At 58.0% G+C, this 22,093-nt stretch carries 24 protein-coding genes; 14 read left to right on the forward strand and 10 right to left on the reverse strand.

Annotation, left to right across the window (positions count from 1 at the left end; genetic code table 11):
* Positions 1 to 153: 153 nt before the first annotated feature.
* Positions 154 to 1,539, reverse strand: a complete 1,386-nt coding sequence (sad, locus tag KOSB73_RS17040; protein WP_098140728.1) for a succinate-semialdehyde dehydrogenase — start codon at positions 1,537 to 1,539, stop codon at positions 154 to 156.
* Between the two features lie 105 nt (positions 1,540 to 1,644).
* On the opposite strand from sad, the gene ptrR reads away from it, so the two are divergent.
* Positions 1,645 to 2,523, forward strand: a complete 879-nt coding sequence (gene ptrR / locus KOSB73_RS17045; protein ID WP_049089029.1) for a putrescine utilization regulator PtrR — start codon at positions 1,645 to 1,647, stop codon at positions 2,521 to 2,523.
* Here the strand turns inward: ptrR and KOSB73_RS17050 are convergent.
* Entirely contained in the window at positions 2,477 to 2,959 is a 483-nt protein-coding gene (locus KOSB73_RS17050; protein WP_049085887.1) for a GNAT family N-acetyltransferase, read from the reverse strand. The two genes, ptrR and KOSB73_RS17050, sit on opposite strands and share 47 nt — an antisense overlap.
* Positions 2,960 to 3,104: 145 nt before the next feature.
* Here KOSB73_RS17050 and KOSB73_RS17055 point away from each other — a divergent pair, with 145 nt between their 5' ends.
* Complete coding sequence (locus KOSB73_RS17055; protein ID WP_049085886.1) at positions 3,105 to 4,049, forward strand: L-lactate dehydrogenase; 945 nt, start codon at positions 3,105 to 3,107, stop codon at positions 4,047 to 4,049.
* Positions 4,050 to 4,061: 12 nt separating this feature from the next.
* On the opposite strand, the gene KOSB73_RS17060 is transcribed toward KOSB73_RS17055, so the two are convergent.
* The 3 genes from KOSB73_RS17060 to dtnK are packed head-to-tail and all read right to left on the reverse strand — an operon-like array spanning position 4,062 to position 7,042.
* Positions 4,062 to 4,823 (reverse strand): DeoR/GlpR family DNA-binding transcription regulator, encoded by a 762-nt coding sequence (locus tag KOSB73_RS17060; protein WP_024358066.1) that lies wholly within the window; start codon positions 4,821 to 4,823, stop codon positions 4,062 to 4,064.
* A gap of 1 nt (position 4,824) precedes the next feature.
* Positions 4,825 to 5,811 carry a D-threonate 4-phosphate dehydrogenase gene (locus tag KOSB73_RS17065; protein ID WP_024358065.1) on the reverse strand — a complete coding sequence of 329 codons (987 nt, stop codon included), beginning with the start codon at positions 5,809 to 5,811 and terminating at the stop codon, positions 4,825 to 4,827.
* Positions 5,804 to 7,042: a D-threonate kinase gene (dtnK, locus tag KOSB73_RS17070; RefSeq protein WP_049085181.1), complete on the reverse strand. Its 1,239-nt coding sequence runs from the start codon at positions 7,040 to 7,042 to the stop codon at positions 5,804 to 5,806. The genes KOSB73_RS17065 and dtnK overlap by 8 nt, the downstream gene beginning before the upstream one ends.
* 176 nt (positions 7,043 to 7,218) lie before the next feature.
* On the opposite strand from dtnK, the gene KOSB73_RS17075 reads away from it, so the two are divergent.
* The 6 genes from KOSB73_RS17075 (at position 7,219) to KOSB73_RS17100 (ending at position 13,108) form a co-directional block, all read left to right on the forward strand.
* Positions 7,219 to 8,364, forward strand: coding sequence for an iron-containing alcohol dehydrogenase (locus tag KOSB73_RS17075; RefSeq protein ID WP_004132747.1), 1,146 nt, complete (start codon positions 7,219 to 7,221; stop codon positions 8,362 to 8,364).
* 18 nt (positions 8,365 to 8,382) lie between these two features.
* Entirely contained in the window at positions 8,383 to 9,267 is an 885-nt protein-coding gene (locus tag KOSB73_RS17080) for a dihydrodipicolinate synthase family protein (protein ID WP_049089027.1), read from the forward strand.
* Between the two features lie 111 nt (positions 9,268 to 9,378).
* Positions 9,379 to 10,140: a TerC family protein gene (locus KOSB73_RS17085; protein WP_004132752.1), complete on the forward strand. Its 762-nt coding sequence runs from the start codon at positions 9,379 to 9,381 to the stop codon at positions 10,138 to 10,140.
* 28 nt (positions 10,141 to 10,168) lie between these two features.
* Positions 10,169 to 11,341 (forward strand): sialidase family protein, encoded by a 1,173-nt coding sequence (locus KOSB73_RS17090; protein ID WP_098140729.1) that lies wholly within the window; start codon positions 10,169 to 10,171, stop codon positions 11,339 to 11,341.
* On the forward strand, positions 11,338 to 11,808 hold the full coding sequence (locus tag KOSB73_RS17095; protein WP_098140730.1) for a NanQ anomerase/TabA/YiaL family protein: 471 nt from the start codon (positions 11,338 to 11,340) through the stop codon (positions 11,806 to 11,808). Before KOSB73_RS17090 ends, KOSB73_RS17095 begins: the two co-directional genes overlap by 4 nt.
* A 19-nt stretch (positions 11,809 to 11,827) precedes the next feature.
* Positions 11,828 to 13,108, forward strand: coding sequence for an SLC13 family permease (locus tag KOSB73_RS17100; RefSeq protein ID WP_004132757.1), 1,281 nt, complete (start codon positions 11,828 to 11,830; stop codon positions 13,106 to 13,108).
* Positions 13,109 to 13,250: 142 nt separating this feature from the next.
* Here the strand turns inward: KOSB73_RS17100 and KOSB73_RS17105 are convergent, their stop codons facing one another.
* Together KOSB73_RS17105 and KOSB73_RS17110 are read right to left on the reverse strand one after the other, a co-directional pair.
* Positions 13,251 to 14,039 (reverse strand): PhzF family phenazine biosynthesis protein, encoded by a 789-nt coding sequence (locus tag KOSB73_RS17105; RefSeq protein ID WP_098140731.1) that lies wholly within the window; start codon positions 14,037 to 14,039, stop codon positions 13,251 to 13,253.
* A gap of 9 nt (positions 14,040 to 14,048) precedes the next feature.
* Positions 14,049 to 14,840, reverse strand: a complete 792-nt coding sequence (locus tag KOSB73_RS17110) for a PhzF family phenazine biosynthesis protein (RefSeq protein ID WP_098140732.1) — start codon at positions 14,838 to 14,840, stop codon at positions 14,049 to 14,051.
* A gap of 204 nt (positions 14,841 to 15,044) precedes the next feature.
* Here KOSB73_RS17110 and KOSB73_RS17115 point away from each other — a divergent pair, with 204 nt between their 5' ends.
* Entirely contained in the window at positions 15,045 to 16,244 is a 1,200-nt protein-coding gene (locus KOSB73_RS17115; protein ID WP_024358060.1) for a sugar transporter, read from the forward strand.
* 73 nt (positions 16,245 to 16,317) lie between these two features.
* Here the strand turns inward: KOSB73_RS17115 and KOSB73_RS17120 are convergent, their stop codons facing one another.
* Positions 16,318 to 16,986, reverse strand: a complete 669-nt coding sequence (locus KOSB73_RS17120) for a MarC family NAAT transporter (RefSeq protein WP_098140733.1) — start codon at positions 16,984 to 16,986, stop codon at positions 16,318 to 16,320.
* Positions 16,987 to 17,247: 261 nt separating this feature from the next.
* On the opposite strand from KOSB73_RS17120, the gene marR reads away from it, so the two are divergent.
* Genes marR through marB form a run of 3 tightly spaced genes read left to right on the forward strand, consistent with a single transcriptional unit; the run spans position 17,248 to position 18,329 of the window.
* The gene (marR, locus tag KOSB73_RS17125; protein WP_004102349.1) at positions 17,248 to 17,682 is read left to right on the forward strand and encodes a multiple antibiotic resistance transcriptional regulator MarR; all 435 of its coding nucleotides are present in this window, start codon (positions 17,248 to 17,250) and stop codon (positions 17,680 to 17,682) included.
* Between the two features lie 17 nt (positions 17,683 to 17,699).
* A complete protein-coding gene (gene marA, locus KOSB73_RS17130; RefSeq protein ID WP_004102351.1) occupies positions 17,700 to 18,080 on the forward strand; it encodes an MDR efflux pump AcrAB transcriptional activator MarA in 381 nt (126 codons plus the stop codon).
* Between the two features lie 30 nt (positions 18,081 to 18,110).
* Positions 18,111 to 18,329 (forward strand): multiple antibiotic resistance protein MarB, encoded by a 219-nt coding sequence (marB, locus tag KOSB73_RS17135; protein WP_004119836.1) that lies wholly within the window; start codon positions 18,111 to 18,113, stop codon positions 18,327 to 18,329.
* A 32-nt stretch (positions 18,330 to 18,361) separates the two neighbouring features.
* On the opposite strand, the gene eamA is transcribed toward marB, so the two are convergent.
* Positions 18,362 to 19,261, reverse strand: coding sequence for an O-acetylserine/cysteine exporter (gene eamA, locus KOSB73_RS17140; RefSeq protein ID WP_024358059.1), 900 nt, complete (start codon positions 19,259 to 19,261; stop codon positions 18,362 to 18,364).
* A gap of 192 nt (positions 19,262 to 19,453) precedes the next feature.
* Here eamA and ydeE point away from each other — a divergent pair, with 192 nt between their 5' ends.
* Complete coding sequence (gene ydeE, locus KOSB73_RS17145; protein ID WP_024358058.1) at positions 19,454 to 20,647, forward strand: efflux MFS transporter YdeE; 1,194 nt, start codon at positions 19,454 to 19,456, stop codon at positions 20,645 to 20,647.
* Positions 20,648 to 20,764: 117 nt separating this feature from the next.
* Positions 20,765 to 21,235, forward strand: coding sequence for a helix-turn-helix domain-containing protein (locus KOSB73_RS17150; RefSeq protein WP_049103191.1), 471 nt, complete (start codon positions 20,765 to 20,767; stop codon positions 21,233 to 21,235).
* Between the two features lie 153 nt (positions 21,236 to 21,388).
* On the opposite strand, the gene urtE is transcribed toward KOSB73_RS17150, so the two are convergent.
* Positions 21,389 to 22,087: an urea ABC transporter ATP-binding subunit UrtE gene (gene urtE, locus KOSB73_RS17155; RefSeq protein ID WP_014229495.1), complete on the reverse strand. Its 699-nt coding sequence runs from the start codon at positions 22,085 to 22,087 to the stop codon at positions 21,389 to 21,391.
* Positions 22,088 to 22,093: the final 6 nt, after the last annotated feature.

Here is a 22,093-nt window from a genome sequence, read left to right on the forward strand (position 1 = left end):
GGCGCGAAGAAACAGCCTCTTTCTCGCTTCGGTGCCGCTAAGTGAATAGCTTAATCATATCGGGGCTTTTTTCCCGGGCTACGCGATCGCAGATGGCTGTGACCCGTAGCCCGGGCAGGGGCATCGCGCCGCCTCCGGGGGCAGTTTGTAGGGTTAGTGGCGATCTCTCCAGACGGTCTGCACGTTGCAGAATTCATGCAGGCCAAAATGGGAGAGCTCGCGGCCAAAACCGCTTTTCTTCACGCCGCCGAACGCCACGCGGGCATCGCTGGCGCAGTAGCCGTTGATAAACACCCCGCCGCACTCCAGCTCATCGGCAAAGCGCCGGGCCTGCGTTTCACTGGTGGTATAAACCGTTGCTGAAAGGCCAAATTCGCTCTCGTTAGCCAGCGCCAGCGCATGATCGGCATCGCGGGCTTCGGTAATCGTCGCCACCGGCCCAAACAGTTCCTCGCGAAAGCCGGTCATCTCAGCGGTGACGTTCCCCAGCACCGTTGGCGCATAGTAGTTGCCTGCGCCTTCGATTTTTTCCGCGCCCAGTAACAGGGTCGCCCCCTCTTTTAGGGTTGCCCGCACCTGCTCGTGCAGCTCATCGCGCAGGTCGAAACGCGCCATCGGTCCAATATAATTCTGCTCATCGCGCGGATCGCCCATTTTCAGCGCGGCGACGGCGGCGACAAATTTCTGCGTAAAGGCTTCAGCAATACCCGCCTCAACGATGAAACGCTTCGCGGCTGCGCAGACCTGCCCGGTATTCTGGTAGCGGCCAATCACCGCCGCCTTCACCGCCTCATCAAGGTCGGCGTCGTTAAGGACGATAAAAGGATCGGAACCGCCCAGCTCCAGCACGCATTTTTTCAACGCCGCGCCGGCCTGAGCACCAATCGCCTTCCCGGCGCGCACGCTGCCGGTGACGGTCACCGCGGCGATGCGCGGGTCGTTAATCATTTGCGAAACGCCGTCGTTGGTGGCGTTCACCCAGCCAAACACGCCTTCCGGCACGCCCGCTGCGGCAAAAATTTCGCCAATCATCGCCGCGCTGCCCAGCACGTTTGGCGCATGCTTAAGCAGATAGCTGTTGCCCGCCAGCAGAATCGGCACCGCGCCGCGCAGCACCTGCCACACCGGGAAGTTCCACGGCATGATCGCGAGGATAGCGCCCATCGGACGGTACTCAATTACCGCTTTATTGTCTTCAACCAGCGTCGCTTCGGTATTCAGCATCGCCGGGCCGTGTTCGGCATACCAGTCACAAAGATTGGCGGATTTAGCGACTTCGCCGCGCGCCTGGGCAATCGGTTTGCCCATCTCAAGGCTAATCATTTGCGCCAGCGCTTCGCTCCGGGCGCGCATCGCGGCGCCGACGTTACGCAGCGTCGTCGCGCGCTGCGCCACGCTGACCTTGCGCCATTGGCGATAACCCCGTTCCGCAAGGGCAATGGCTGAATCAACCTGTTGTTCGCTGGCCCATGGCAGAGACGACAGCGTTTCACCTGTCGTTGGGTTCACGGAAACCGCATGAGTGGCAGATAAATTCATCGTTTTTCTCTCTGTGTTGATTGCGAAGTGACCTTATTCTGGCTTACCCTTCCCTTCATTAAAAATGAATAATATTGAGCAACCCTTTCACAAAAGAAGAACGCTATGGATCTGACCCAGCTTGAGATGTTTAACGCCGTCGCCAGCACAGGCAGCATTACCCAGGCCGCGCAGAAGGTGCATCGCGTGCCGTCGAACCTGACCACGCGCATTCGCCAGCTGGAGGCAGATCTCGGCGTCGAACTGTTTATTCGCGAAAACCAGCGCCTGCGCCTGTCGCCCGCCGGACACAGCTTTTTACGCTATAGCCAGCAGATCCTGGCGCTGGTTGATGAGGCGCGGATGGTGGTCGCGGGGGACGAGCCTCAGGGACTGTTTTCGCTCGGCTCGCTGGAGAGTACCGCCGCCGTGCGTATTTCCCCGACCCTGGCGCACTTTAATCAGCGCTATCCGAAGATCCATCTGGCCCTCTCCACCGGCCCGTCCGGCACCATGATCGACGGCGTACTCGAGGGCAACCTGAGCGCGGCGTTCGTCGACGGCCCGCTGGTGCATCCGGGGCTTGAAGGGTTACCGGTGTTCCCGGAAGAGATGATGATCGTCGCGCCATTTGGCCATCCGCCCATCACCCGGGCCAGCGAAGTGAACGGTGCCAGCGTCTACGCGTTTCGCGCCAACTGCTCCTACCGCCGTCATTTTGAGAGCTGGTTCCACGCCGATCGCGCCACCCCGGGGCGGATCCATGAGATGGAGTCCTACCACGGAATGCTGGCCTGCGTCATTGCCGGCGCCGGGCTGGCGCTGATCCCGCGCAGCATGCTCGAGAGCATGCCGGGCCACCAGCAGGTTTCCGCCTGGCCGCTGGCCGAAGAGTGGCGCTGGTTAACGACCTGGCTGGTCTGGCGGCGCGGGGCGAAAACTCGCCAGCTCGAAGCGTTTATAGCGCTGCTGAACGAAGATCGACAAGCAGCAGTTTCTCCATAAAGATGCTTAACGGATCCGGCTGATACGGCGCGAAGGCGCTGCGGGTCTGATACCCATTGCGCGTATATAGCGCAACGGCGGCGTGCTGATGGATGCCGGTTTCCAGGCGCAGGGTATGGCATTCACGATTTATCGCCTCTTTCTCCAGCGCCGCCAGCAGTTTTTCTCCCAGCTGCTGGCCGCGATGGGCCGGGTTAATGAACACCCGTTTCATCTCGCCAAACCCCTCTTCGCCGAGCACGATCGCCCCGCAGCCAACGGCCTGCTGCCGGGTATCGCGGATAATTAGCGCGATAACCGACTCCGCCGGAAGCGCGCTCAGGTCGATCAGATGGTTGCTTTCCGCCGGATAGAGCGTCTGCTGGTAGGCGTCCAGTTCGGCAATTAAAGCGGTGAGGTCCGGGTGGTTTAGCGGGGTCGCGGCGATGGTGTACATAAATAAGCTCCTTTTTTGAGCGTACTGTAGCGCGCAGCGTCCGCAGCGCCGCCATAGCATTAACTTATAGCTTCCGGCCCCGCTTGCGCTAACCCCTTGGGAGGCAGTAATTTTGCGGCATGATGTCTTTTATCAGGATAAAACGATGAATACCAAAGCGCGCAAGGTGATGATTATCGGGGCCGGAAACGTCGGCGCCTCTGCGGCCTACGCCCTGTTAAACCAGTCGGTTTGCGAGGAGTTGATCCTTGTCGATCTCAATAAACCACGCGCCGAAGCGCACGCTCAGGACCTGAGCGACGCGGCCGCCTATATGCCGGGAATGATGACCATTTCCACCCGCGAAGCCAGCGACTGCGCCGATGTCGATATCGCGGTGATCACCGTTTCCGGCGGCGCGCTCAAGCCGGGCCAGACCCGATTGGATGAATTGACCAACACGGCGAAAATCGTCAAAAGCCTTGTCCCGCAGATGATGAACGGCGGCTTCAACGGCATCTTTTTGGTTGCCACCAATCCCTGCGACATCATCACCTGGCAGGTGTGGCAGCTTTCTGGCCTGCCGCGCGGCCAGGTGCTGGGAACCGGCGTCTGGTTAGATACCACCCGCTTACGCAGGGTGCTGGCCCAGGCGCTGGATATCGGCGCGCAAAGCATCGACGCCTTTATTCTGGGCGAGCATGGCGATGCCCAGTTTCCGGTATGGTCGCACTCGGCGGTTTACGGCTCCGCCATCGCCGATGTTTACCAGAAACATACCGGTAAAGCCCTCGACCGGGATCTGATTGCCGACAAGGTGCGTAAGCTGGGGTTTGAGATTTACGCCGGCAAAGGCTGCACGGAGTACGGCGTCGCTGGGACCATCGCCGAAATCTGTCGCAATATTTTCACCGGCAGCCATCGTGCGCTGGCGGTATCGTGCATTCTTGATGGCGAGTACGGGGTAACCGGCGCGGCGGCCGGCGTTCCGGCGGTGCTCACGCAAAGCGGCGTGCAGCAAATTATTGAGCTGCAGCTGGCCGATGATGAAGCGGAGAAGTTTCGCCACGCTATCGAGGTGATTAAAGCCAGTATCGCCCGTCTGCCGTAAGCCGCTTCCCGGTTAGCCGGCCACGATCAGCCGGGGATGAATATGCGTTAACGCTTCGCGCGTCGCTTCCGGCAGATGACTGTCGGTAATGATATCGGTGAGTGAGTCGAGATGCGTGATATTAAACAGCGACCAGGCGCCGTATTTAGAGCTGTCCGCCAGCAGTATGCGCCGCCGGGCGTTGGCGATTAAGTCGCGCTTCAGCGCCGCTTTTTCTTCCGTTGGCGAGGTGACGCCCTTCTCCAGGTCCCAGCCGTTGCAGCTGACAAATGCCAGATCGGGCCAGATATTCTGCAGCAGGCGGCGCCCGTGATCGCCGATGCAGGACTGGCTGCTGTCGTCGATGCGCCCGCCGATGATCGTCACTTCAATTTGCTTAAACTCCGACAGGAACAGGGCGATATGCAGGTCGCTGGTGATCACCCGCAGCGGCAGATGGGTAATTTGCCGGGCCAGTTCAATCATGGTGGTCCCGGCATCGAGGACAATGGCGTCCCCGGCCTTGACCAACGCCGCCGCCGCGCTGGCGATGGCGTATTTTTCCTGCTGGCTACGCTGGGATTTCTCCTGCGTGGTCGGTTGTGCTGGAATAAACCGGTTGAGGGTCACGCCGCCGTGCGTTCGGCTGATCACCCCTTCCTGATCGAGCTTAATCAGGTCGCGGCGAATGGTCGCGGGCGAGGCGTCGGTCACCGCCACCAACTGGTCCACTGTCACCAGATTATGGCTCTTGAGATAATCCATAATCTGCTCTAACCGGTTATATCCCTTCATGTTATTCCTGTGCGATTTGCATGGCGAGCTCAATAGAGGTAGTCATGCTGTCAGACTTAGCTTTACCTGTCCAGGCAATATCAAACGCCGTGCCGTGGTCGGCGGAAGTGCGAATAAACGGCAGTCCGGCGGTAATATTCACCCCATCATAAAACCCAAGCAATTTTAGCGGAATATGTCCCTGATCGTGATACATCGCCACGACCATATCAAACAGGCCTTCGTGGCACTGCATAAACACCGTATCCGGCGGGCACGGTCCGGTGACGTTAAGACCTTTGGCTTTCATCGCTTCTACCGCCGGCCCGACGATACGGATCTCTTCATCGCCAAACAGGCCGTTTTCACCGGCGTGAGGATTAACCCCGGCGACGGCAATACGCGGCTGGCTATAACCCACACGGCGCAGGAAGCTATCGGCAATACCAATCACCGTCTCCACCCGCGGCTGGTTCAGGTTATCGAGGAAGTTACGCAGCGCCACGTGGGTGGAGATATGGATAACCTTGAGCTTATCGGTATACAGCACCATCGCGAAATCTTTGGTCTGCGTCAGATGGGCGAGCATTTCGGTATGCCCCGGGAAGTTGTGCCCGGCCAGATGCAGCGCTTCTTTATTTAACGGCGCGGTGGCGAGCGCGAACACCTCTCCGGCCATCGCCAGGTCGGTCGCCCGCTTGATGCAGCGGTATGCTAAATCCCCCGCCTGTGCCTGTACTTCGCCCGGGCGCAGCCCCTGCGGATCGGCCAGCGGTTCGTCGATCACGTTAATCGTGCCCGCGCTGAACTGCGCCTGCCCCGGGTTCTCAATGATTCGCAGTTCGGCGCGCGGGGTGATCCCCAGCGCCAGGATCCGCCGCAGCGTCTGCGCGCAGCCCACCACGACTACCGGCGCGCCGTTGAGTTTCCCCTCAACCAGCGATTTAATAATAATTTCCGGGCCAATGCCTGCCGGATCTCCCATCGTTACCGCTATGATGTTAGTCACTCATTTTCTCCTCAATAAAGTTCACGACCTCCAGCAGGGTGGTTTCCGTTCCGAATCCGCCTGCCTTGGTCATTACCGGCCGCTGCCAGCTACTACCCAGAAAATTGCCGTACGGCACGCATTGCGCCACCCGGCCTGTAATATGAAATCCGCTGGCGCCCAGCGCCTGCGCCACGGCGATAGCCACGTCGCCGCCGGATAAATAGAGCGCCCCCGGCTGGCTTTGCGCGATGGCCAGCTCGCTCACGCGCGCCAGATACGCGCAGATCCGCTCGCCAAGCGCGGTTCGATCGACCCCGTGCTGCCGGCACAGGGCTTCAATACCCTTTCGCGCCTCGCTATCGGGACGCGTGGTGACGACGCAATGATTATTTTCACTCAATACCGCGGCGATGCATCGGGCGTCAGCGTTGGCATCGCCGCCAAACGCCCTCGCGACATCAATTTCTACGCGAACAACGCGCGAATGCGCCTCAAGCCGGGCGACCTGCTGTTGCGCAATCTCGCTCATTGAACCGACAATCGCCAGCAGCGGTCCGCGCGGTACGGCGGCCAGCCGACGCGCCAGGGCGTCACATAGCCCCGCAGCCCCCACCAGCAGCACCCGCTGCTCGCACACAGCGACCGTGGCGATAATGGCGTCCAGCTGCTGGTTTTCTTCGGCATCCACGATCAGCACCCGCGGCGTCTCAACCGTTTGTTCCAGCTCTGCCGCCAGCCCGGCGACCGTTGTCCCGTGGCACAGCACATCGCTTTGTTGAGCGACCACGACGGCGATATCCGCGCTGCTGACCGGCGTTTTCGGGTCGGTCGCGAACTCGGTTTCATTCACCGGCACGCCGTGCACATAGCACAGGCCCCGGCGCGTCACCCGGCCTGCTGCCGGAAAGGCGGGCGCCAGAACCGCTACGGCGCAGTTCAGCGCGCGCATCGTTGCTTCCAGCTCGGCGCCGAGATTGCCACGCAGCGTGGAGTCGATTTTTTTCACCGTCCAGCGCGGCTGAAAACGCGGCAACACCGCCTGTAAAAGATGCGTGATGCGCCGTGCCGCCTCTGCGGCGGGCTGCGCGCGGCTGTCGCTATTGAGGATCAGCGCCTGCGCCTCCCCCTGATAGCTGGCGGTAAACGCCACTTCCGCCCGCATCCCCGTCTCCGCCAGGCTGACTCCCGCGTCATTTGCGCCGGTAAAGTCATCAGCCAGAACCAGCACCTTGTTATCGCCGCTGCCCATCGTTTTCCCTTTTCAAGCTGTTCGACATTGATAATGATTATATTCAATCACAATTGATTAAATGTGAGCAAGCTCAAGTTATTAAATCTCGCTATAAATTATAACTTCATCCCACAATGTGAGTGGCACGCAGAAAAGATGATTAAATTTAATCATTCATTACAGAGGAGAAAAAAGTGGCAACCATTAACAGCACTCTGATTAGCGGCGCGGGCGCCTTTACCGCCCTGCTGCCGCTGCTAGCGGGCAAAAGGCGCATTTTGCTGGTCACCGACGCCAACGTGGGCAAACTCGATGCCGCGCAGCAGATCCGCGCGCTTCTGGAAGATGAGGGGCGTCAGCTGCAGGTGATGGATTCCGTACCGGCTGAGCCGAGCCAGCATGATATGGCGCAAATTCTGCGCCTCGTCAGCGCTAACCAAGCGGAGCTTATTGTCGGGATCGGCGGCGGTAGCGTTCTGGATGTGACCAAGCTGCTCTCCGTTCTGCTGCATCCCCGCTCGCCGGGGCTGGATGCGCTGCTGGCCGGCGAAAAGCCGCAGCAAAAGGTGACCTCGTTATTAATTCCCGCCACCGCCGGCACCGGTTCCGAAGCCACGCCGAACGCGATCCTGGCGATCCCGGAACAGAATACGAAGGTGGGGATTATCTCCCCGGTTCTGCTGCCGGACTACGTTGCCCTGCTGCCGGAATTGACCACCAGCATGCCCGCGCACATCGCCTCCTCTACCGGCATCGACGCGCTGTGCCACCTGATTGAGTGCTTTACTTCGACCGTTGCCAATCCGGTTAGCGATAACGCGGCGCTGATTGGCCTGCGCAAGCTGGTGCGCAACATCGAGCTGTCGGTGAGCGAGCCGCACAATCTGGCGGCGAAGCTGGAGATGCTGTGGGCCTCTTATTATGGCGGAGTGGCCATTAACCATGCGGGCACTCATCTGGTTCATGCCCTTTCCTATCCGTTAGGCGGCAAATATCACCTGCCGCACGGCGTGGCTAACGCCATCCTGCTGGCGCCTTGTATGAAGGTGGTGCGCCCGCACGCGGTGGCGAAATTCGCGCAAGTATGGGATTTGATCCCTGACGCCGATCTGACGCTTAGCGAAGAACAAAAATCTCATGCGCTGGTCGCCTGGCTGGCCGCGCTGGTGAAACGCCTGCAGCTGCCCGACAACCTCGCCGCGCTGGGCGTGCCGCAGGAGAGTATCGGCGAACTGAGCGAAGCGGCGCTGAACGTCAAACGTTTACTGAATAATGCGCCATGCAGCGTTAACCAGGAGCAGGTTGAGGCGGTTTACCGCACCCTGTTCCCAGCACAATAACACCAGGGAAGAGATGAAATGAGCAATTCAATTACCGGCGTTCTGACCGCCATCGTCACGCCTTTTACCGCCGAGGGAGCCGTAAATATTCCGGCGCTGAAGCAGCAGGTGCAGCGCCAGCTCGCCGCGGGCAACGGTATTTTCTGCGGCGGGACCAACGGCGAGTTTTTTGTGCTCAATGAAGCGGAAAAAGTCGCTGTCGCTAAAGCCTGCGTGGAAGAAGTCGCCGGTCGCGCGCCGGTGGTGGCGCATATCGGTGAAGTGTCGACTCGCGAAACGATCCGCCTGGGTAAACAGATCGAACAACTGGGCGTTGACGCGGTCTCGGTCATCACCCCCTGGTTTGTGCCGCTAAAACAGGATGAGCTGATCGCCCACTATACCGCCATTGCTGACGCCCTGAGCGTACCAGTATTTCTCTACAACATCCCGGCGCGTACCGGCAACACCATTGAACCGCAAACCGCGCGTGCGCTGGCGCAGCATCCGAACATTATCGGCGTCAAAGACAGCGCCGGCAGCTACGAAAGCCTGAAGGGTTTCCTCGATGCGGTCCGGGATATCGCCGATTTTGACGTGCTGAACGGCCCTGATTCGCTGATACACCAGGGTTTTGTTGATGGCTGCTCCGCCTGTATTTCCGGGCTGGCCAACGTCGCGCCAAAAGAGATCAACGCCATCTGGGCAAATTTTAAAGCGGGCAATGTTGAGGGCTCCCGCCAGGCTCAGGAGAGCGTCACCGGCCTGCGCACCGATCTTTATAAAGTTGCGTTCTCGCCGGCGGCGGTAAAAAAGGCGATGCAGCTAATGGGCCACGATGTTGGCGACAGCCGCTATGCGGTGAGCTTCACCTCGGCGCAGTGCGAGGAAATTAATCATATTATTGCCAAATATATTTCCTGAAGATAGCGGAAATATTTAATTAAATTCCCGGCGCTGGTTTAAACAAAAATCAGTGCCGGCAATATTTAATGTTTTGTATATAACGTCTTACGTAGCGTAAGGGATGTTTCAATGTTTATATGGATGCTTGATCCTGAAATATGGTTGACGCTGGTAACGCTCACCTTTCTGGAGATTATTCTCGGGGTCGATAATATTATCTTTCTCTCGCTGGTGGTGGCCAAGCTCCCGCCGCATCAGCAAAATGTTGCACGTAAGTTGGGATTAAGCGGCGCCATGGTTATGCGCGTGCTATTGCTGGTATCTATTGCCTGGCTGGCGCATATAACGTTGCCGCTGTTTACTATTGCGCATTTTGTCGTATCGGTGCGCACCATCATTTTATTTGTCGGTGGTTGTTTCCTTATTTACAAGTCACTGCAGGAGATACGCGGTGAACTCCAGCTGGCAGAAGAGTCGCACGGCGGCGGCCAGCGTCAGCTTTCGCTGGCCGGAGCCATCATCCAGATTATGTTGCTGGATATCGTCTTCAGCCTTGATTCTGTTATTACCGCAGTCGGTTTGTCGCAACATATTTTCATTATGATTACGGCAGTCATTATCGCTGTTGGCATTATGATGTTCGCGGCAAAAACCATCGGCGATTTTGTCAATAACACGCCAACGATGAAAATGCTCGCTTTAACTTTCCTGCTATTAGTCGGGTTATTACTGGTGGCCGACAGCCTGGAAATACATATTGCGAAAGGTTATCTCTATTTTGCCATTTTCTTTTCGCTGGCGGTAGAAACGCTCAATATTATTCGCAGCAGAAAAATCATTAAAGTTTCACAACAGCAAGACGCTTACGCCTCATTACCGATCAATAAATAGAACCCTACTGAAATAACGGAGAGTGAATATGTCTGTAACCGCAGTTCGTGACGGAATTATATCTCAGCACCCGCGGGATGAGCGCGTGGAAACCGCCATGCTCCCCTCATCTTGTCCGCAAAATCACGCGGCGAACCTGCTGCCGCTGCCGGACGGCTCGCTGATGTGCGTGTGGTTCGGCGGTACCCAGGAAGGCGTGGCCGATATCTCCGTTTGGGGATCGCGCCTGCTGCCCGGGAGTCGCCAGTGGAGCGAGGCGGTCAAATTGTCCAACGACGCCAGCCGCTCCGAGCAAAACCCGGTGCTGTTTCTGGCGCCGGATAATGTGCTGTGGCTGCTGTGGACCGCGCAGATCTCCGGCAACCAGGATACCGCCATCGTGCGCTATCGCCAGTCAACGGATCTGGGCCAGAGCTGGGGCGACATTGCTACCCTGCTCGATAAACCGGGTACCTTTATTCGCCAACCGGTGACCGTTCTGGACAACGGCAACTGGCTGCTGCCGGTCTTCTACTGCCGCACGCAGCCGGGCGAAAAGTGGGTCGGCAACGACGATATCAGCGCCGTCAAAATCTCCGCCGATAAGGGCAAAACCTGGCGCGACGTTGAAGTACCGCAAAGCCTCGGCTGCGTGCATATGAATATCACCGCCCTGCCAGGCGGCACGCTGGTCGCGCTGTTCCGCAGCCGCTGGGCCGACAACATCTACTACAGCCAGTCCGTAGATAACGGCGAAAGCTGGTCAGTGCCGGAACCGACCGAGCTGCCCAATAACAACTCATCCATTCAGGTCACCACCCTCGTCAGCGGCGAACTGGCGCTGGTATTTAACCACATGAGCGCCGCCGGCGCGCTGGAACGCCGCGCGTCGCTTTATGATGAAATCGACGATGGCGATAACAGCCGTAAAGAGCCGGAAGTCACCAGCGGCCGCTCGGCGTTCTGGGGCGCGCCGCGCGCGCCGATGACCGTAGCCATCTCTGCGGATGGCGGCAAAACCTGGCCGTGGCAGCGCAATCTCGACGAAGGCGATGGCTACTGCATGACCAACAACTCGCTGGATAAGCGCAACCGCGAATTCTCCTATCCGAGCATCAAACAAGGGGCGGACGGCACGCTGCACATTGCCTACACCTGGTTCCGTCAGGCGATTAAATACGTGCATATCACGCCCGAATGGGTGAAGGAGTCCGCGCGATGATCGTCGGCAACCTTAACGCTCTGCCGCTGGCAGGGCTTCCCCCAGCGCTGCGGCAAATTCTCGCCCTTCCGCAGGCCACGCTGCAGGCGCTGAGCGCCAGGCAGGACGGGCGCTGGCAGCCGGAGGGCTGCCGCTGGTTTTGCAATATTGGCGAAGCGCATACCCAGCCGACCGCCCAGCGCCACGCCGAATATCACCAGCAGTGGGCCGATATTCAGGTGATGCTGGCGGGCTGCGAGGTGATTAACGCCGGTATGCTCTGCGTCGCGCAGGATGACGATGAAGAGCGCAAACCGGATCTGTTTATCGCCCGCGATTGCCGACTGCCGGTGGCCATCACCCTGCATGCCGGTGATTTTGCGATATTTCTGCCCGGCGAACCCCACCAGGCGCTTTGCGCGGTAGACGCGCCGGCAACGGTACGCAAAGCCGTATTTAAAGTGCCGGGCGACATGCTGGAAGGGTAAATAAGAAGGAGCAATAACAATGACAATGGAAATGATTCTGGCGCTGGGCATTCTGGTGCTAATGATAGTTCTTATTATGTCAGACAAAATGGCCTTTGGCGCACCGCCGCTGCTCGCCTGTCTGCTATTGGTTGTGACAGGGCTCGCCAACGTTCAACAGGCTTTCGCCGGGTTTGTCAACTCCAGCGTCATCATGATCGCCGGGTTTATGGTGGTGATGGCGGCGCTGCAGAAAACGCGGCTGATAGGCAACGTCAAGTCCGCGATGGTGAGTCTGGTGAACAGAGGCAGCTACAAAAGCTATGCTTTGCTGCTGTTGATTGTGATGCTCGGCGCCAGCCTGGCGGGTACCGGTTCAACCGGCTACTACGTGCTGATTCTGTCGCTGGTTTCGACCATTCCCTACAGCAAGAAGCTGCCGACCTCAAAGCTGATGATGCCGCTGGGATTCGCCACCAACCATCCGCTGTTGCCGGTTAACGTTGCGCTGCTGTTCGGCGTCACCGCAACGGTGCTGCAAACCGCCGGTTTCAACGAAGAAATTTCGATGGTGAAATTTGCGCTGGTCAATCTGGTGATGTCGCTGGCGTTTTTGGCCTGGTGCCTGATTTCGTATCGCTTTTTACCCGATCACCCGATCGCCGACGCCTCCGAGGAAGCAATGGCGGTACGCGAAGAGGAAACCGTCACTCTGCCCGCGTGGAAAGAGTACTGCACCGTCGGGGCGTTTGCCGTAAGCGTGGTCGGCATGATGCTGATGAATCAGTTAGGCAATATCGCCTATGTGGTACCGGGTCTTGCCGCCGCGTTCGTCATGATGATTAATGTCGTCGACTTCAAAGAGGTGCGCGATCATATGGGCGCGCCGGTTATCCTGATGATGGCCGGGGTTATCGGCGTCGCCGACGCGCTGGCGGGCACCGGGTTTACGGCAATGGTGGGCGATGCGGTTGCGGGCGTGCTCGGCTCCAGCGTCTCGCCGTTCGTGTTTATTTTTATCTTTGCGCTGCTGACCAGTACCTGCGCCACCTTTACCGGCTCGAACATGGGTTCGGTCTATATCTTCGCGCCGATTGCGATCGCCGCCTGCACCAGCCTCGGCCTTAACCCAACCGCGGCCGCTATTGCCGTAGTGATTTCAGGCTGGAACGGCGGCTATATGCCAATTGACGGCATGCCGGCAATGATTCTGGGAATGGGTAAATATAAACTGCCGGAATTCTGGCTATTCTCGGTACCGATGTACTTAATTCGTATTCTGGCATTGTGCGTCGGCGCGATCGTTATATTCCCAATGTAATTAACGGATAAGCCCCATCGTCGTTTTACCCGCTCGCGGCGCTGGCTTTTCGTCGCGTACGCAGGATACTTCCGCCTGGTCACCCACTCAGGCTCGGGATCGGCTGGCCTGTCGCCGATCCCGTCTTATTATTACGGCCTGGTTAGCGCAGCGTGATGACGCCGTTTAAATAGGTCACCGCCTGGCCGCTCATCAAGACTCTTTCTCCCTTCAGCTGGCAGCGAATATCGCCGCCGCGCGCGGAAACCTGACGCGACAGCAGCTGGGTTTTGCCCAGCTTCGCGCTCCAGTAAGGGATCAGCATGGTATGCGCCGAACCGGTTACCGGATCTTCCCACACCGCTTCGCCGGGGGAGAAAAAGCGACTGACGAAGTCATATTCGCCGCTGCCTGCCGCAGTCACGGTCACTTTATGTTCGCCAGGCGTCATCGCCGCAATATTGGGCCGCAGGGCTTCGACCTGGTCACGAGAGGCGAGTTCGATAATCCACGCGCGCCCCTTGCGGGCGTGGAGGTAGCTGTCGATCCCCAGCGCGGAGAGCATCACCGCAGGCGGTTCTCGCTCTTCGCTTTCACCCGCAGGAAAATCCAGGGTCAGCCAGTCGCCTTCACGGCTTACGGTCAGCCGACCGGAAGCGGTCGCGAAGTGAATCACCGCATCCGGAAAATCCAGGTGATGAAAAATCACGTGCGCGCTGGCAAGCGTGGCGTGGCCGCAGAGATTGACCTCGTTACGGGTGGTAAACCAGCGCAGCGCAAAACCATCGCTCTCAGGGACCACAAACGCGGTTTCCGACTGGTTGTGCTGTTGGGCCATTTTGAGCAGCAGCTCATCCGGCAGCCACTCCCTGAGCAGACATACCGCCGCCGGATTACCGGCAAAAGGCTGCTCGCTGAAAGCCGCCACCAGATAGACAGGAACGTCAGTCACCGGGTCTCCTTAGCGTAATGTTATGGTGCCGATGAGGTAGGTCGTTGCCTGACCTCCGATCAGGACCCGATCGCCCCGCCATTGACAGCGCAGGTCGCCGCCGCGGGCCGCCCCCTGCCGCGCCTGCATCTCCGTTTTGCCGAGCTTCTCACCCCAGTATGGAATCAGCATGCTGTGCGCGGACCCGGTGACCGGGTCTTCCGCCACCGACTCGTCCGGGCAGAAGAAACGGCTAACAAAGTCATACTCTTCATCCGCGGCGCTGACACAGATCATTTTGCCGAGGCGCTGGAGCATAGGCATGTCCGGACGCACAGCCTCCACCTGCTGGCGGTCGGCTAAAATCACCAGATAATCGCGCGCCACGCGAACGTCCACCGCGTCGCTCAGCCCGAGCCCCGCCAAAAGTTCAGCTGGCGGCTGTTCAACGACCGTCGTCGCCCAGGCCGGGAAATCCAGCGTCAGCCAGTCGCCGCTGCGCGTTACGCGAAGCTCGCCGACAAAGCGGGTGCTAAACACGATTGTCGACGAGGGGTGGTCGAAATATTCAAAAATGACGTGCGAGGCCGCCAGGGTCGCGTGGCCGCAAAGGTTGATTTCGTCCAGCGTCGTAAACCAACGTAGCTCATACCCCTCATCCGTACGGACGAAAAACGCGGTCTCCGACTGATTATGCTGCTGGGCCATTTTCAGCAGCGTTTCGTCCGGCAGCCATTCGGTGAGCGGGCAAACCGCCGCCGCGTTACCGCCAAAGTTGCGATCGCTGAAGGCATCAACCAGATAAAAGCTAATTTCCTGCATTGTTCTGTCCCTCTGTTTTTTTACTTATCGATAACATGACATAAACGCGAGAAATCCACACGTTTAATAGAAAAATTAATCCGTTACTCGCAAAAACCTCCCCTCAACAAAAATGAGACACAGATCACAAAATGATTGTATTTTCAGCAGCAATCGTTTTAAGATCGTCCCACTTCTTTCCTCTTTGTAACCAGCCCTGAACTTATGATGACAAATACGGTTTCACGCAAGGTCGCGTGGCTTCGCGTAGTCACGCTTGCGATTGCGGCATTTATCTTTAATACCACCGAATTTGCGCCCGTGGGCCTGCTGTCGGACATCGCCGACAGCTTTGGCATGGAAACGGCGCAGGTAGGGATCATGCTGACGATCTACGCCTGGGTTGTCGCCCTGATGTCGCTGCCCTTTATGCTGCTGACCAGTAAGATGGAGCGCCGTCGCCTGCTGGTTGGCCTGTTTATCCTGTTTATCGCCAGCCACGTGCTGTCGTTCCTGGCCTGGAACTTTAACGTGCTGGTGATCAGCCGTATCGGTATCGCTTTTGCCCACGCGGTGTTCTGGTCGATTACTTCAGCGCTGGCGATTCGTATGGCGCCTGCCGGTAAACGGGCGCAGGCGCTGAGCCTGATTGCCACCGGTACCGCGCTGGCGATGGTCTTCGGCATCCCAATCGGCCGTATCGTCGGGCAGTATTTTGGCTGGCGCACCACCTTCCTGGTCATCGGCCTGGGTGCGCTGGTCACCATGGTTTGCCTGATCAAGCTGCTGCCTAAGCTACCGAGCGAACACTCAGGATCGCTGAAAAGCCTGCCGGTGCTGTTCCGCCGCCCTGCGCTGCTGAGCATCTATTTGCTGACGGTCATCGTGGTGACCGCACACTATACCGCCTACAGCTATATTGAACCGTTCGTTCAGACGGTGGCCGGGCTGAGCGGCAACTTCGCCACTCTGCTGCTGCTGACCCTGGGCGGCGCGGGGATCGTCGGCAGCATCCTGTTTGGTAAACTCGGCAACCTGCACGCTTCAGGGTTGATTAACGCCGCGATCGGCCTGCTGCTGGCGTGTTTGCTGCTGCTGCTGCCCGCTTCGCACAACGCCAATCACCTGATGCTGCTGAGCGTCTTCTGGGGCGTGGCGATCATGATTATCGGGCTCGGTATGCAGGTGAAAGTGCTGGCGCTGGCGCCGGACGCCACCGACGTGGCGATGTCGTTGTTCTCGGGGATATTTAATATCGGCATCGGCGCGGGCGCGCTGGTCGGCAGCCAGGTCAGCAGCCATCTGTCGATGGCCTCTATTGGCTACGTCGGCGCGATCCCTGCCGTCGTCGCGTTAATCTGGGCGGTGATGATTTTCCGCCGCTGGCCGGTGTCGCTGGAAGACCACCAGCCGCATCACTCCTGATAGTTCGGCGTAAAAAAAGCCTGCCGGTTGCAAAATCGGCAGGCTTTTTTATTTTTCTGGCGACGCAAAGTCATCAGGCGTGATAAGTCGAAATAATCTCCAGCACGCCGTTGATAATAAACTGCACGCCCATACAGACCAGCAGGAAGCCCATCAGGCGCGAAATCGCCTCAATGCCGCCCTTCCCGACCAGACGCATAATCGCGCCGGAACTGCGCAGGCAGCCCCAGAGGATAATCCCGACCAGAGCAAAAGTAATCGGCGGCGCCACCAGCACCACCCACTCCGGGAAGCTGGCGCCGTGCTTTACCGTCGACGCCGAGCTGATGATCATCGCGATAGTCCCTGGCCCGGCGGTGCTCGGCATCGCCAGCGGAACGAACGCGATATTGGCGGTCGGTTCATCCTCAAGCTCTTCCGATTTCAGCTTGGCTTCCATCGTATCGTGGGCTTTTTGCTGCGGAAACAGCATGCGGAAGCCGATAAAGGCGACAATCAGGCCGCCGGCAATACGCAGACCGGGAATCGATATGCCGAAGGTGTTCATCACCACCTGGCCGGCATACCAGGCGACCATCAGGATGGCGAACACATAAACCGAGGCCATCAGCGACTGACGGTTACGCTCGGCGTTGTTCATATTCCCGGCCAGGCCCAGGAACAGCGCCACGGTAGTCAGCGGGTTCGCCAGCGGTAGAATCACTACCAGCCCCAGGCCTATCGCTTTAAAAAGATCCATCATAGAGAATTAAGGTCCTGTAAATATTTGGATTAGCAAAAAATAACGCGCGCTGAGTATATCGTTTGCGGCCAGATTGTACCCGTTCTCCGCAGTACGCATTCATCATTCAGTCAAATCATAAGACAACAACGCGAAATAGAGTGACCTGCATCACATCATTTCGTTTTAGCAAATCGTGGCATCGGGCAATTCATCAGGTTGACTTATATTTGCCTAGGCAATAATATCTCCCGCAACTAAGTCATTGCCTGGGCAACCATTGTGAAAAGTACAAGCGACCTGTTTAACGAAATGATCCCCCTTGGTCGCTTGATCCAGATGGTTAACCAGAAAAAAGATCGCCTGCTCAACGACTATCTCTCGCCGATGGATATTACTTCCACCCAGTTCCGGGTGCTCTGTTCCATTCGTTGCGAAGTGTGTATTACCCCCGTTGAGCTGAAAACCGTGCTTTCGGTCGATCCAGGCGCGATGACGCGCATGCTCGACCGCCTGGTCTGTAAAGGCTGGATTGAACGGTTACCCAACCCGACTGACAAGCGCGGGGTGCTGGTGCAGTTGACACCAGACGGCGCAGCCCTTTGTGAGCAATGTCATCAGGTTGTGGGTCAGAAATTGCACCAGGAACTAACAAAAAATCTGTCGACGGATGAAGTGGCCACTCTTGAGTGTTTACTCAAAAAAGTTCTGTCGTAATAAGAAGAGGTAAGATGATGTCCAGACGCAATAACGACGCCATCACTATCCATAGTATTTTGTCGTGGATCGAGGATAACCTGGAATCGCCCCTGTCGCTGGAGAAGGTTTCAGAGCGCTCAGGTTACTCCAAGTGGCACCTGCAAAGAATGTTTAAGAAAGAGACCGGTCACTCGCTGGGACAGTACATCCGCAGCCGTAAGCTGACCGAGATCGCGCAGAAGCTGAAGCAGAGCAACGAGCCTATCTTATACCTGGCCGAGCGCTACGGTTTTGAATCGCAGCAAACGCTGACGCGAACTTTCAAAAACTATTTCGATGTTCCGCCGCACCAGTACCGTATTACCAACGTACCGGGCGAGTCGCGCTACCTGCTCCCACTAAACAACTGTTGTTAACCGCCTGCAAAAAGACGTATTGAGGAAATCATGAAACTATTCGCTTCCGCCGCCATCGTGCTATTGGCGCTGGCCTCAGGCCAAAGTTACGCGGAGCAAACCAGCACTCCTGTTCGTCACAACAACCGGGATGCGATGATTATTCCTTCCGAACATAATGATTCGCCTTTTGATTTTAATCACATGGCTTCGGGCAGTGATAAATCAGATGAACTGGGCGTACCGTATTACAACCAGCAAGGCCTGTAAAATCCCTTTAGCCCCGTTACCGGGGCTTTTTTTTACCCCCGCGCCGCGCCCGGACGCGCGATCCGCAGGCCAAACACGTTGATATATAGCCCGGCCAGAATCAGTACCGCCCCCAGCAGCTGCAGGCTATTCAGCGTCTCGCCGAGCAATAAGGCGGCGCTGGCCATCCCGACCACCGGCACCAGCAGCGACAGCGGCGCCACGCGCCAGGTTTCATAGCGGCCGAGCAGCGCTCCCCAGATCCCGTAGCCGACAATCGTGGCGATAAACGCCAGATACAGCAGCGATAGGATCGTCAGCAGGTCGATATCCAGCAGACTTGCCGCCATGACCTGCGGACCGTCGAGGATCCACGACGCCAGCATAAACGGCAGCACCGGGATCAGCGCGCTCCATACCACCAAAGACATAATTGGCGGCCGGCTCGCATGCGACATAATTTTCTTGTTGAAGATATTGCCGCAGGCCCAGCTCAGCGCCGCGGCCAGCGTTAGCATAAAGCCCACCAGCGGCACGTGCTGGCCGCCGAGGCTGGCTTCGACCAGCACCAGCACGCCGAAAATCGCCAGCGCGATCCCCGCCAGCTGTTTCCCCTGCAAACGTTCGCCGAAAATAAACGCCCCGAGAATGATGGTGAAAAAGGCCTGGGCCTGCAGCACCAGCGATGCCAGCCCGGCTGGCATGCCGAGACTAATTGCGCAGAACAGAAACGCAAACTGACCGAAGCTAATCGTCAGGCCGTAGCCCAGCAGCAGGGTTAGCGGAATTTTTGGCCGCGCGACGAAGAACAGCGCCGGGAAAGCCACCAGTAAAAAGCGCAGTCCGGCAAGCATCAGCGGCGGCATATTATGCAGCCCCATCTTGATCACCACGAAATTCAGCCCCCATACCACCACCACCAGCAATGCCAGCAGCCCGTCTTTACGCGTCATACCCGCCTCGGTTGTTATTGGAATTTTTGTGAACAAAATCAAAGTAACGAATAATTCGCCCGCCGCATAGATCATTATTTTCGGTAGGGCGCTGGCATGCTTTTCATTACCGATGGGAACTATACAAGCCTCGGTTAGCATGCTATTTGTGATCGTGACAACAAAAATAACATCACATCAGGCAAGGAAAAAATGATACCGACACTCAGGCGCTCAACCGCAGCGCTGCTGGCTTCGTCGTTGCTGTTAACCATTGGCCGTGGCGCAACGTTGCCTTTTATGACGATCTACCTCACCCGTCAATATCAGCTGGAGGTGGATAAAATCGGCTATGCGCTGTCGAGTGCGCTGATCGTTGGGGTGCTGTTCAGCATGGGTTTTGGCATTCTCGCCGATAAGTTCGATAAAAAGCGCTATATGACCCTGGCCGTGCTGGCGTTTATTGGCGGTTTTATCGCGATTCCGCTGGTTAACAGCGTCGCGCTGGTGGTCTTTTTCTTCGCGCTGATTAACTGCGCCTACTCCGTATTCTCAACCGTGCTGAAAGCGTGGTTCGCCGACGTACTCTCGCCGGAGAAGAAAGCACAAATATTTTCCCTCAACTACACCTTCCTCAATATTGGCTGGACCGTCGGGCCGCCGATCGGCACCCTGCTGGTGATGCACAGCATTAACCTGCCGTTCTGGCTGGCCGCCGGCTGCGCCGCCCTACCGCTGGTATTTATTCAGCTGTTTGTTCAGCGCACCAGCGCCGCGGTTGCTCAGGATAACGCGGTCCAGTGGTCGCCGTCGGTGCTGCTGCGCGATCGCGCTCTGCTATGGTTTACCCTCTCCGGCCTGCTGGCCTCTTTTGTCGGCGGTTCGTTCGCCTCCTGTATTTCCCAGTATGTGCTGGTGGTTGCCGATAGCGACTTTGCCGAAAAAGTGGTTGCCGTGGTGCTGCCGGTCAACGCCGCCGTGGTGGTGGCGCTGCAGTATGCCGTCGGCCGTCGCCTGACCGCTCGCAATATTCGCCCGCTGATGACCTTTGGGACGGTCTGTTTTGTGATCGGACTGGGCGGTTTTGTCATTTCCGATAATAGCCTGCTGCTGTGGGGCGTCTCCGCCGCCATTTTTACCCTCGGGGAGGTTATCTACGCGCCGGGTGAATATATGCTGATCGATAACATTGCGCCGCCGGGCATGAAAGCCAGCTACTTTTCCGCCCAGTCGCTGGGCTGGCTGGGAGCGGCCTTTAACCCGATGTTAACCGGGACGATTTTGACTCATTTACCGCACTGGTCGCTGTTTGCGATATTGATGCTGGCTATTATCGCCGCATGGCTGATGATTTTCCGTGGGATGAACGTTCGTCCGTGGAACGGCAACGCGGTCGCCAGCGCCTGAGGTCAGGCGCCGTGCGGCTGTCAGGTTGCTGTCGGGTTCCTGTCGGGTTCCGATCGTGGTGCCCGACAGCCCACTCGATAATACTCCATCTCAGGTTTTCACCCGGAGATAGAAACAATGAACAACAGCAATCAGGTTAAACAATTACGTTTGCAGCGCGCCTGGTCTCAGGAGCAGCTTGCCGAACTGGCCGGCCTGAGCGTGCGCACCATTCAGCGCATCGAGAACGGCGACCGCCCCGGCCTTGAGACGCTCAGCGCGCTTGCGGCGGTGTTTGAAGTCAACGTCGCCGAGATTAGCGGCGAGTCGCCGGAGGGTCATGAGGAGTCGCTGGATTTGCGCATTGAGGAAGCTAAAGCCCGCGTCGAACGTGAGAGCCGTTTTTTCCGTTCTCTGACGGTAGCCGTAGTCGTGTGCGTTCTGCTGGCGCTGCTGAACTGGCTGACCGACGCAGACAGCTACTGGTCCGCATGGGTGGCCATCATCTGGGGGACGCTGCTGGCGGTTAAAGGGTTGCGCCTGTTTGTTTTTGGCGAATGGATCAACAGCTGGCGTCAGGCGCGTCTGCAGCGGCTGCTGCGCAAATAGCCCTCTGAGCGTTTTTCCCGGGGGCGGCGCTTAACGCGCCTTGCCCGGGCTACAGGACTGCAGACCGCTGAGGGCGCGTCGCCCGGGCTACAGGACCGCAGACTGCTGGGGACCCGTAGCCCGGATAAGGCGCCAGCCGCCATCCGGGAAGGGTTAAATGGTGACCATCCCGCGGACCCCTTCGGCTTCCATATCGCCGCCGTTGCCCTGTTGAATAATCGCGCCGCGCGACATCACCAGATAGCGATCCGCTAAACCAGCGGCGAAATCATAGAACTGCTCCACCAGCAGAATCGCCATATCCCCGCGGTTCGCCAGCTGGCGAATAACCTCGCCAATCTCCTTAATCACCGACGGCTGAATACCCTCCGTCGGTTCATCAAGAATCAACAGCTGCGGACGGCTGGCCAGCGCCCGGCCAATCGCCAGCTGCTGCTGTTGGCCGCCGGAGAGGTCGCCCCCGCGCCGCTGCTTCATGGTTTTGAGCACCGGAAACAGCTGATAAATCTCTTCCGGCACCGCGCGCGCGTCGCGGGCGGGAAAGCGGGACAGCCCCATCAGCAGATTCTCCTCGACCGTCAGGCGCGGAAAAATCTCCCGCCCCTGGGGCACGTAGGCGATTCCTGACTGTACCCGCTGGTGCGGTTTACGGTGGGTGATATTCTTCTCCTGCCACAGCACCTCCCCGCTGCGCGCCGGGATCAGCCCCATCAGACACTTCAGCAAAGTGGTTTTCCCCACCCCGTTGCGCCCGAGCAGACAGGTGATCTCGCCCTGGCGGGCGGCAAAATCCACCCCGCGCAGAATGTGGCTGCCGCCATAGTATTGGTGTAGTTGATTAACCTGTAGCATCCGCGC

It is taken from the genome of Klebsiella grimontii (assembly GCF_900200035.1).
Taxonomy (GTDB): Bacteria; Pseudomonadota; Gammaproteobacteria; order Enterobacterales; family Enterobacteriaceae; genus Klebsiella; species Klebsiella grimontii.

What these genes read in the sequence shown, in the direction of transcription:
- sad (WP_098140728.1), bottom strand. Translation starts at nt 1,539, where the DNA reads ATGAATTTATCTGCCACTCATGCGGTTTCCGTGAACCCAACGACAGGT.
- ptrR (WP_049089029.1), top strand. Translation starts at nt 1,645, where the DNA reads ATGGATCTGACCCAGCTTGAGATGTTTAACGCCGTCGCCAGCACAGGC.
- KOSB73_RS17050 (WP_049085887.1), bottom strand. Translation starts at nt 2,959, where the DNA reads ATGTACACCATCGCCGCGACCCCGCTAAACCACCCGGACCTCACCGCT.
- KOSB73_RS17055 (WP_049085886.1), top strand. Translation starts at nt 3,105, where the DNA reads ATGAATACCAAAGCGCGCAAGGTGATGATTATCGGGGCCGGAAACGTC.
- KOSB73_RS17060 (WP_024358066.1), bottom strand. Translation starts at nt 4,823, where the DNA reads ATGAAGGGATATAACCGGTTAGAGCAGATTATGGATTATCTCAAGAGC.
- dtnK (WP_049085181.1), bottom strand. Translation starts at nt 7,042, where the DNA reads ATGGGCAGCGGCGATAACAAGGTGCTGGTTCTGGCTGATGACTTTACC.
- KOSB73_RS17080 (WP_049089027.1), top strand. Translation starts at nt 8,383, where the DNA reads ATGAGCAATTCAATTACCGGCGTTCTGACCGCCATCGTCACGCCTTTT.
- KOSB73_RS17085 (WP_004132752.1), top strand. Translation starts at nt 9,379, where the DNA reads ATGTTTATATGGATGCTTGATCCTGAAATATGGTTGACGCTGGTAACG.
- KOSB73_RS17090 (WP_098140729.1), top strand. Translation starts at nt 10,169, where the DNA reads ATGTCTGTAACCGCAGTTCGTGACGGAATTATATCTCAGCACCCGCGG.
- KOSB73_RS17095 (WP_098140730.1), top strand. Translation starts at nt 11,338, where the DNA reads ATGATCGTCGGCAACCTTAACGCTCTGCCGCTGGCAGGGCTTCCCCCA.
- KOSB73_RS17100 (WP_004132757.1), top strand. Translation starts at nt 11,828, where the DNA reads ATGACAATGGAAATGATTCTGGCGCTGGGCATTCTGGTGCTAATGATA.
- KOSB73_RS17110 (WP_098140732.1), bottom strand. Translation starts at nt 14,840, where the DNA reads ATGCAGGAAATTAGCTTTTATCTGGTTGATGCCTTCAGCGATCGCAAC.
- KOSB73_RS17115 (WP_024358060.1), top strand. Translation starts at nt 15,045, where the DNA reads ATGATGACAAATACGGTTTCACGCAAGGTCGCGTGGCTTCGCGTAGTC.
- KOSB73_RS17120 (WP_098140733.1), bottom strand. Translation starts at nt 16,986, where the DNA reads ATGATGGATCTTTTTAAAGCGATAGGCCTGGGGCTGGTAGTGATTCTA.
- marA (WP_004102351.1), top strand. Translation starts at nt 17,700, where the DNA reads ATGTCCAGACGCAATAACGACGCCATCACTATCCATAGTATTTTGTCG.
- marB (WP_004119836.1), top strand. Translation starts at nt 18,111, where the DNA reads ATGAAACTATTCGCTTCCGCCGCCATCGTGCTATTGGCGCTGGCCTCA.
- eamA (WP_024358059.1), bottom strand. Translation starts at nt 19,261, where the DNA reads ATGACGCGTAAAGACGGGCTGCTGGCATTGCTGGTGGTGGTGGTATGG.
- ydeE (WP_024358058.1), top strand. Translation starts at nt 19,454, where the DNA reads ATGATACCGACACTCAGGCGCTCAACCGCAGCGCTGCTGGCTTCGTCG.
- KOSB73_RS17150 (WP_049103191.1), top strand. Translation starts at nt 20,765, where the DNA reads ATGAACAACAGCAATCAGGTTAAACAATTACGTTTGCAGCGCGCCTGG.
- urtE (WP_014229495.1), bottom strand. Translation starts at nt 22,087, where the DNA reads ATGCTACAGGTTAATCAACTACACCAATACTATGGCGGCAGCCACATT.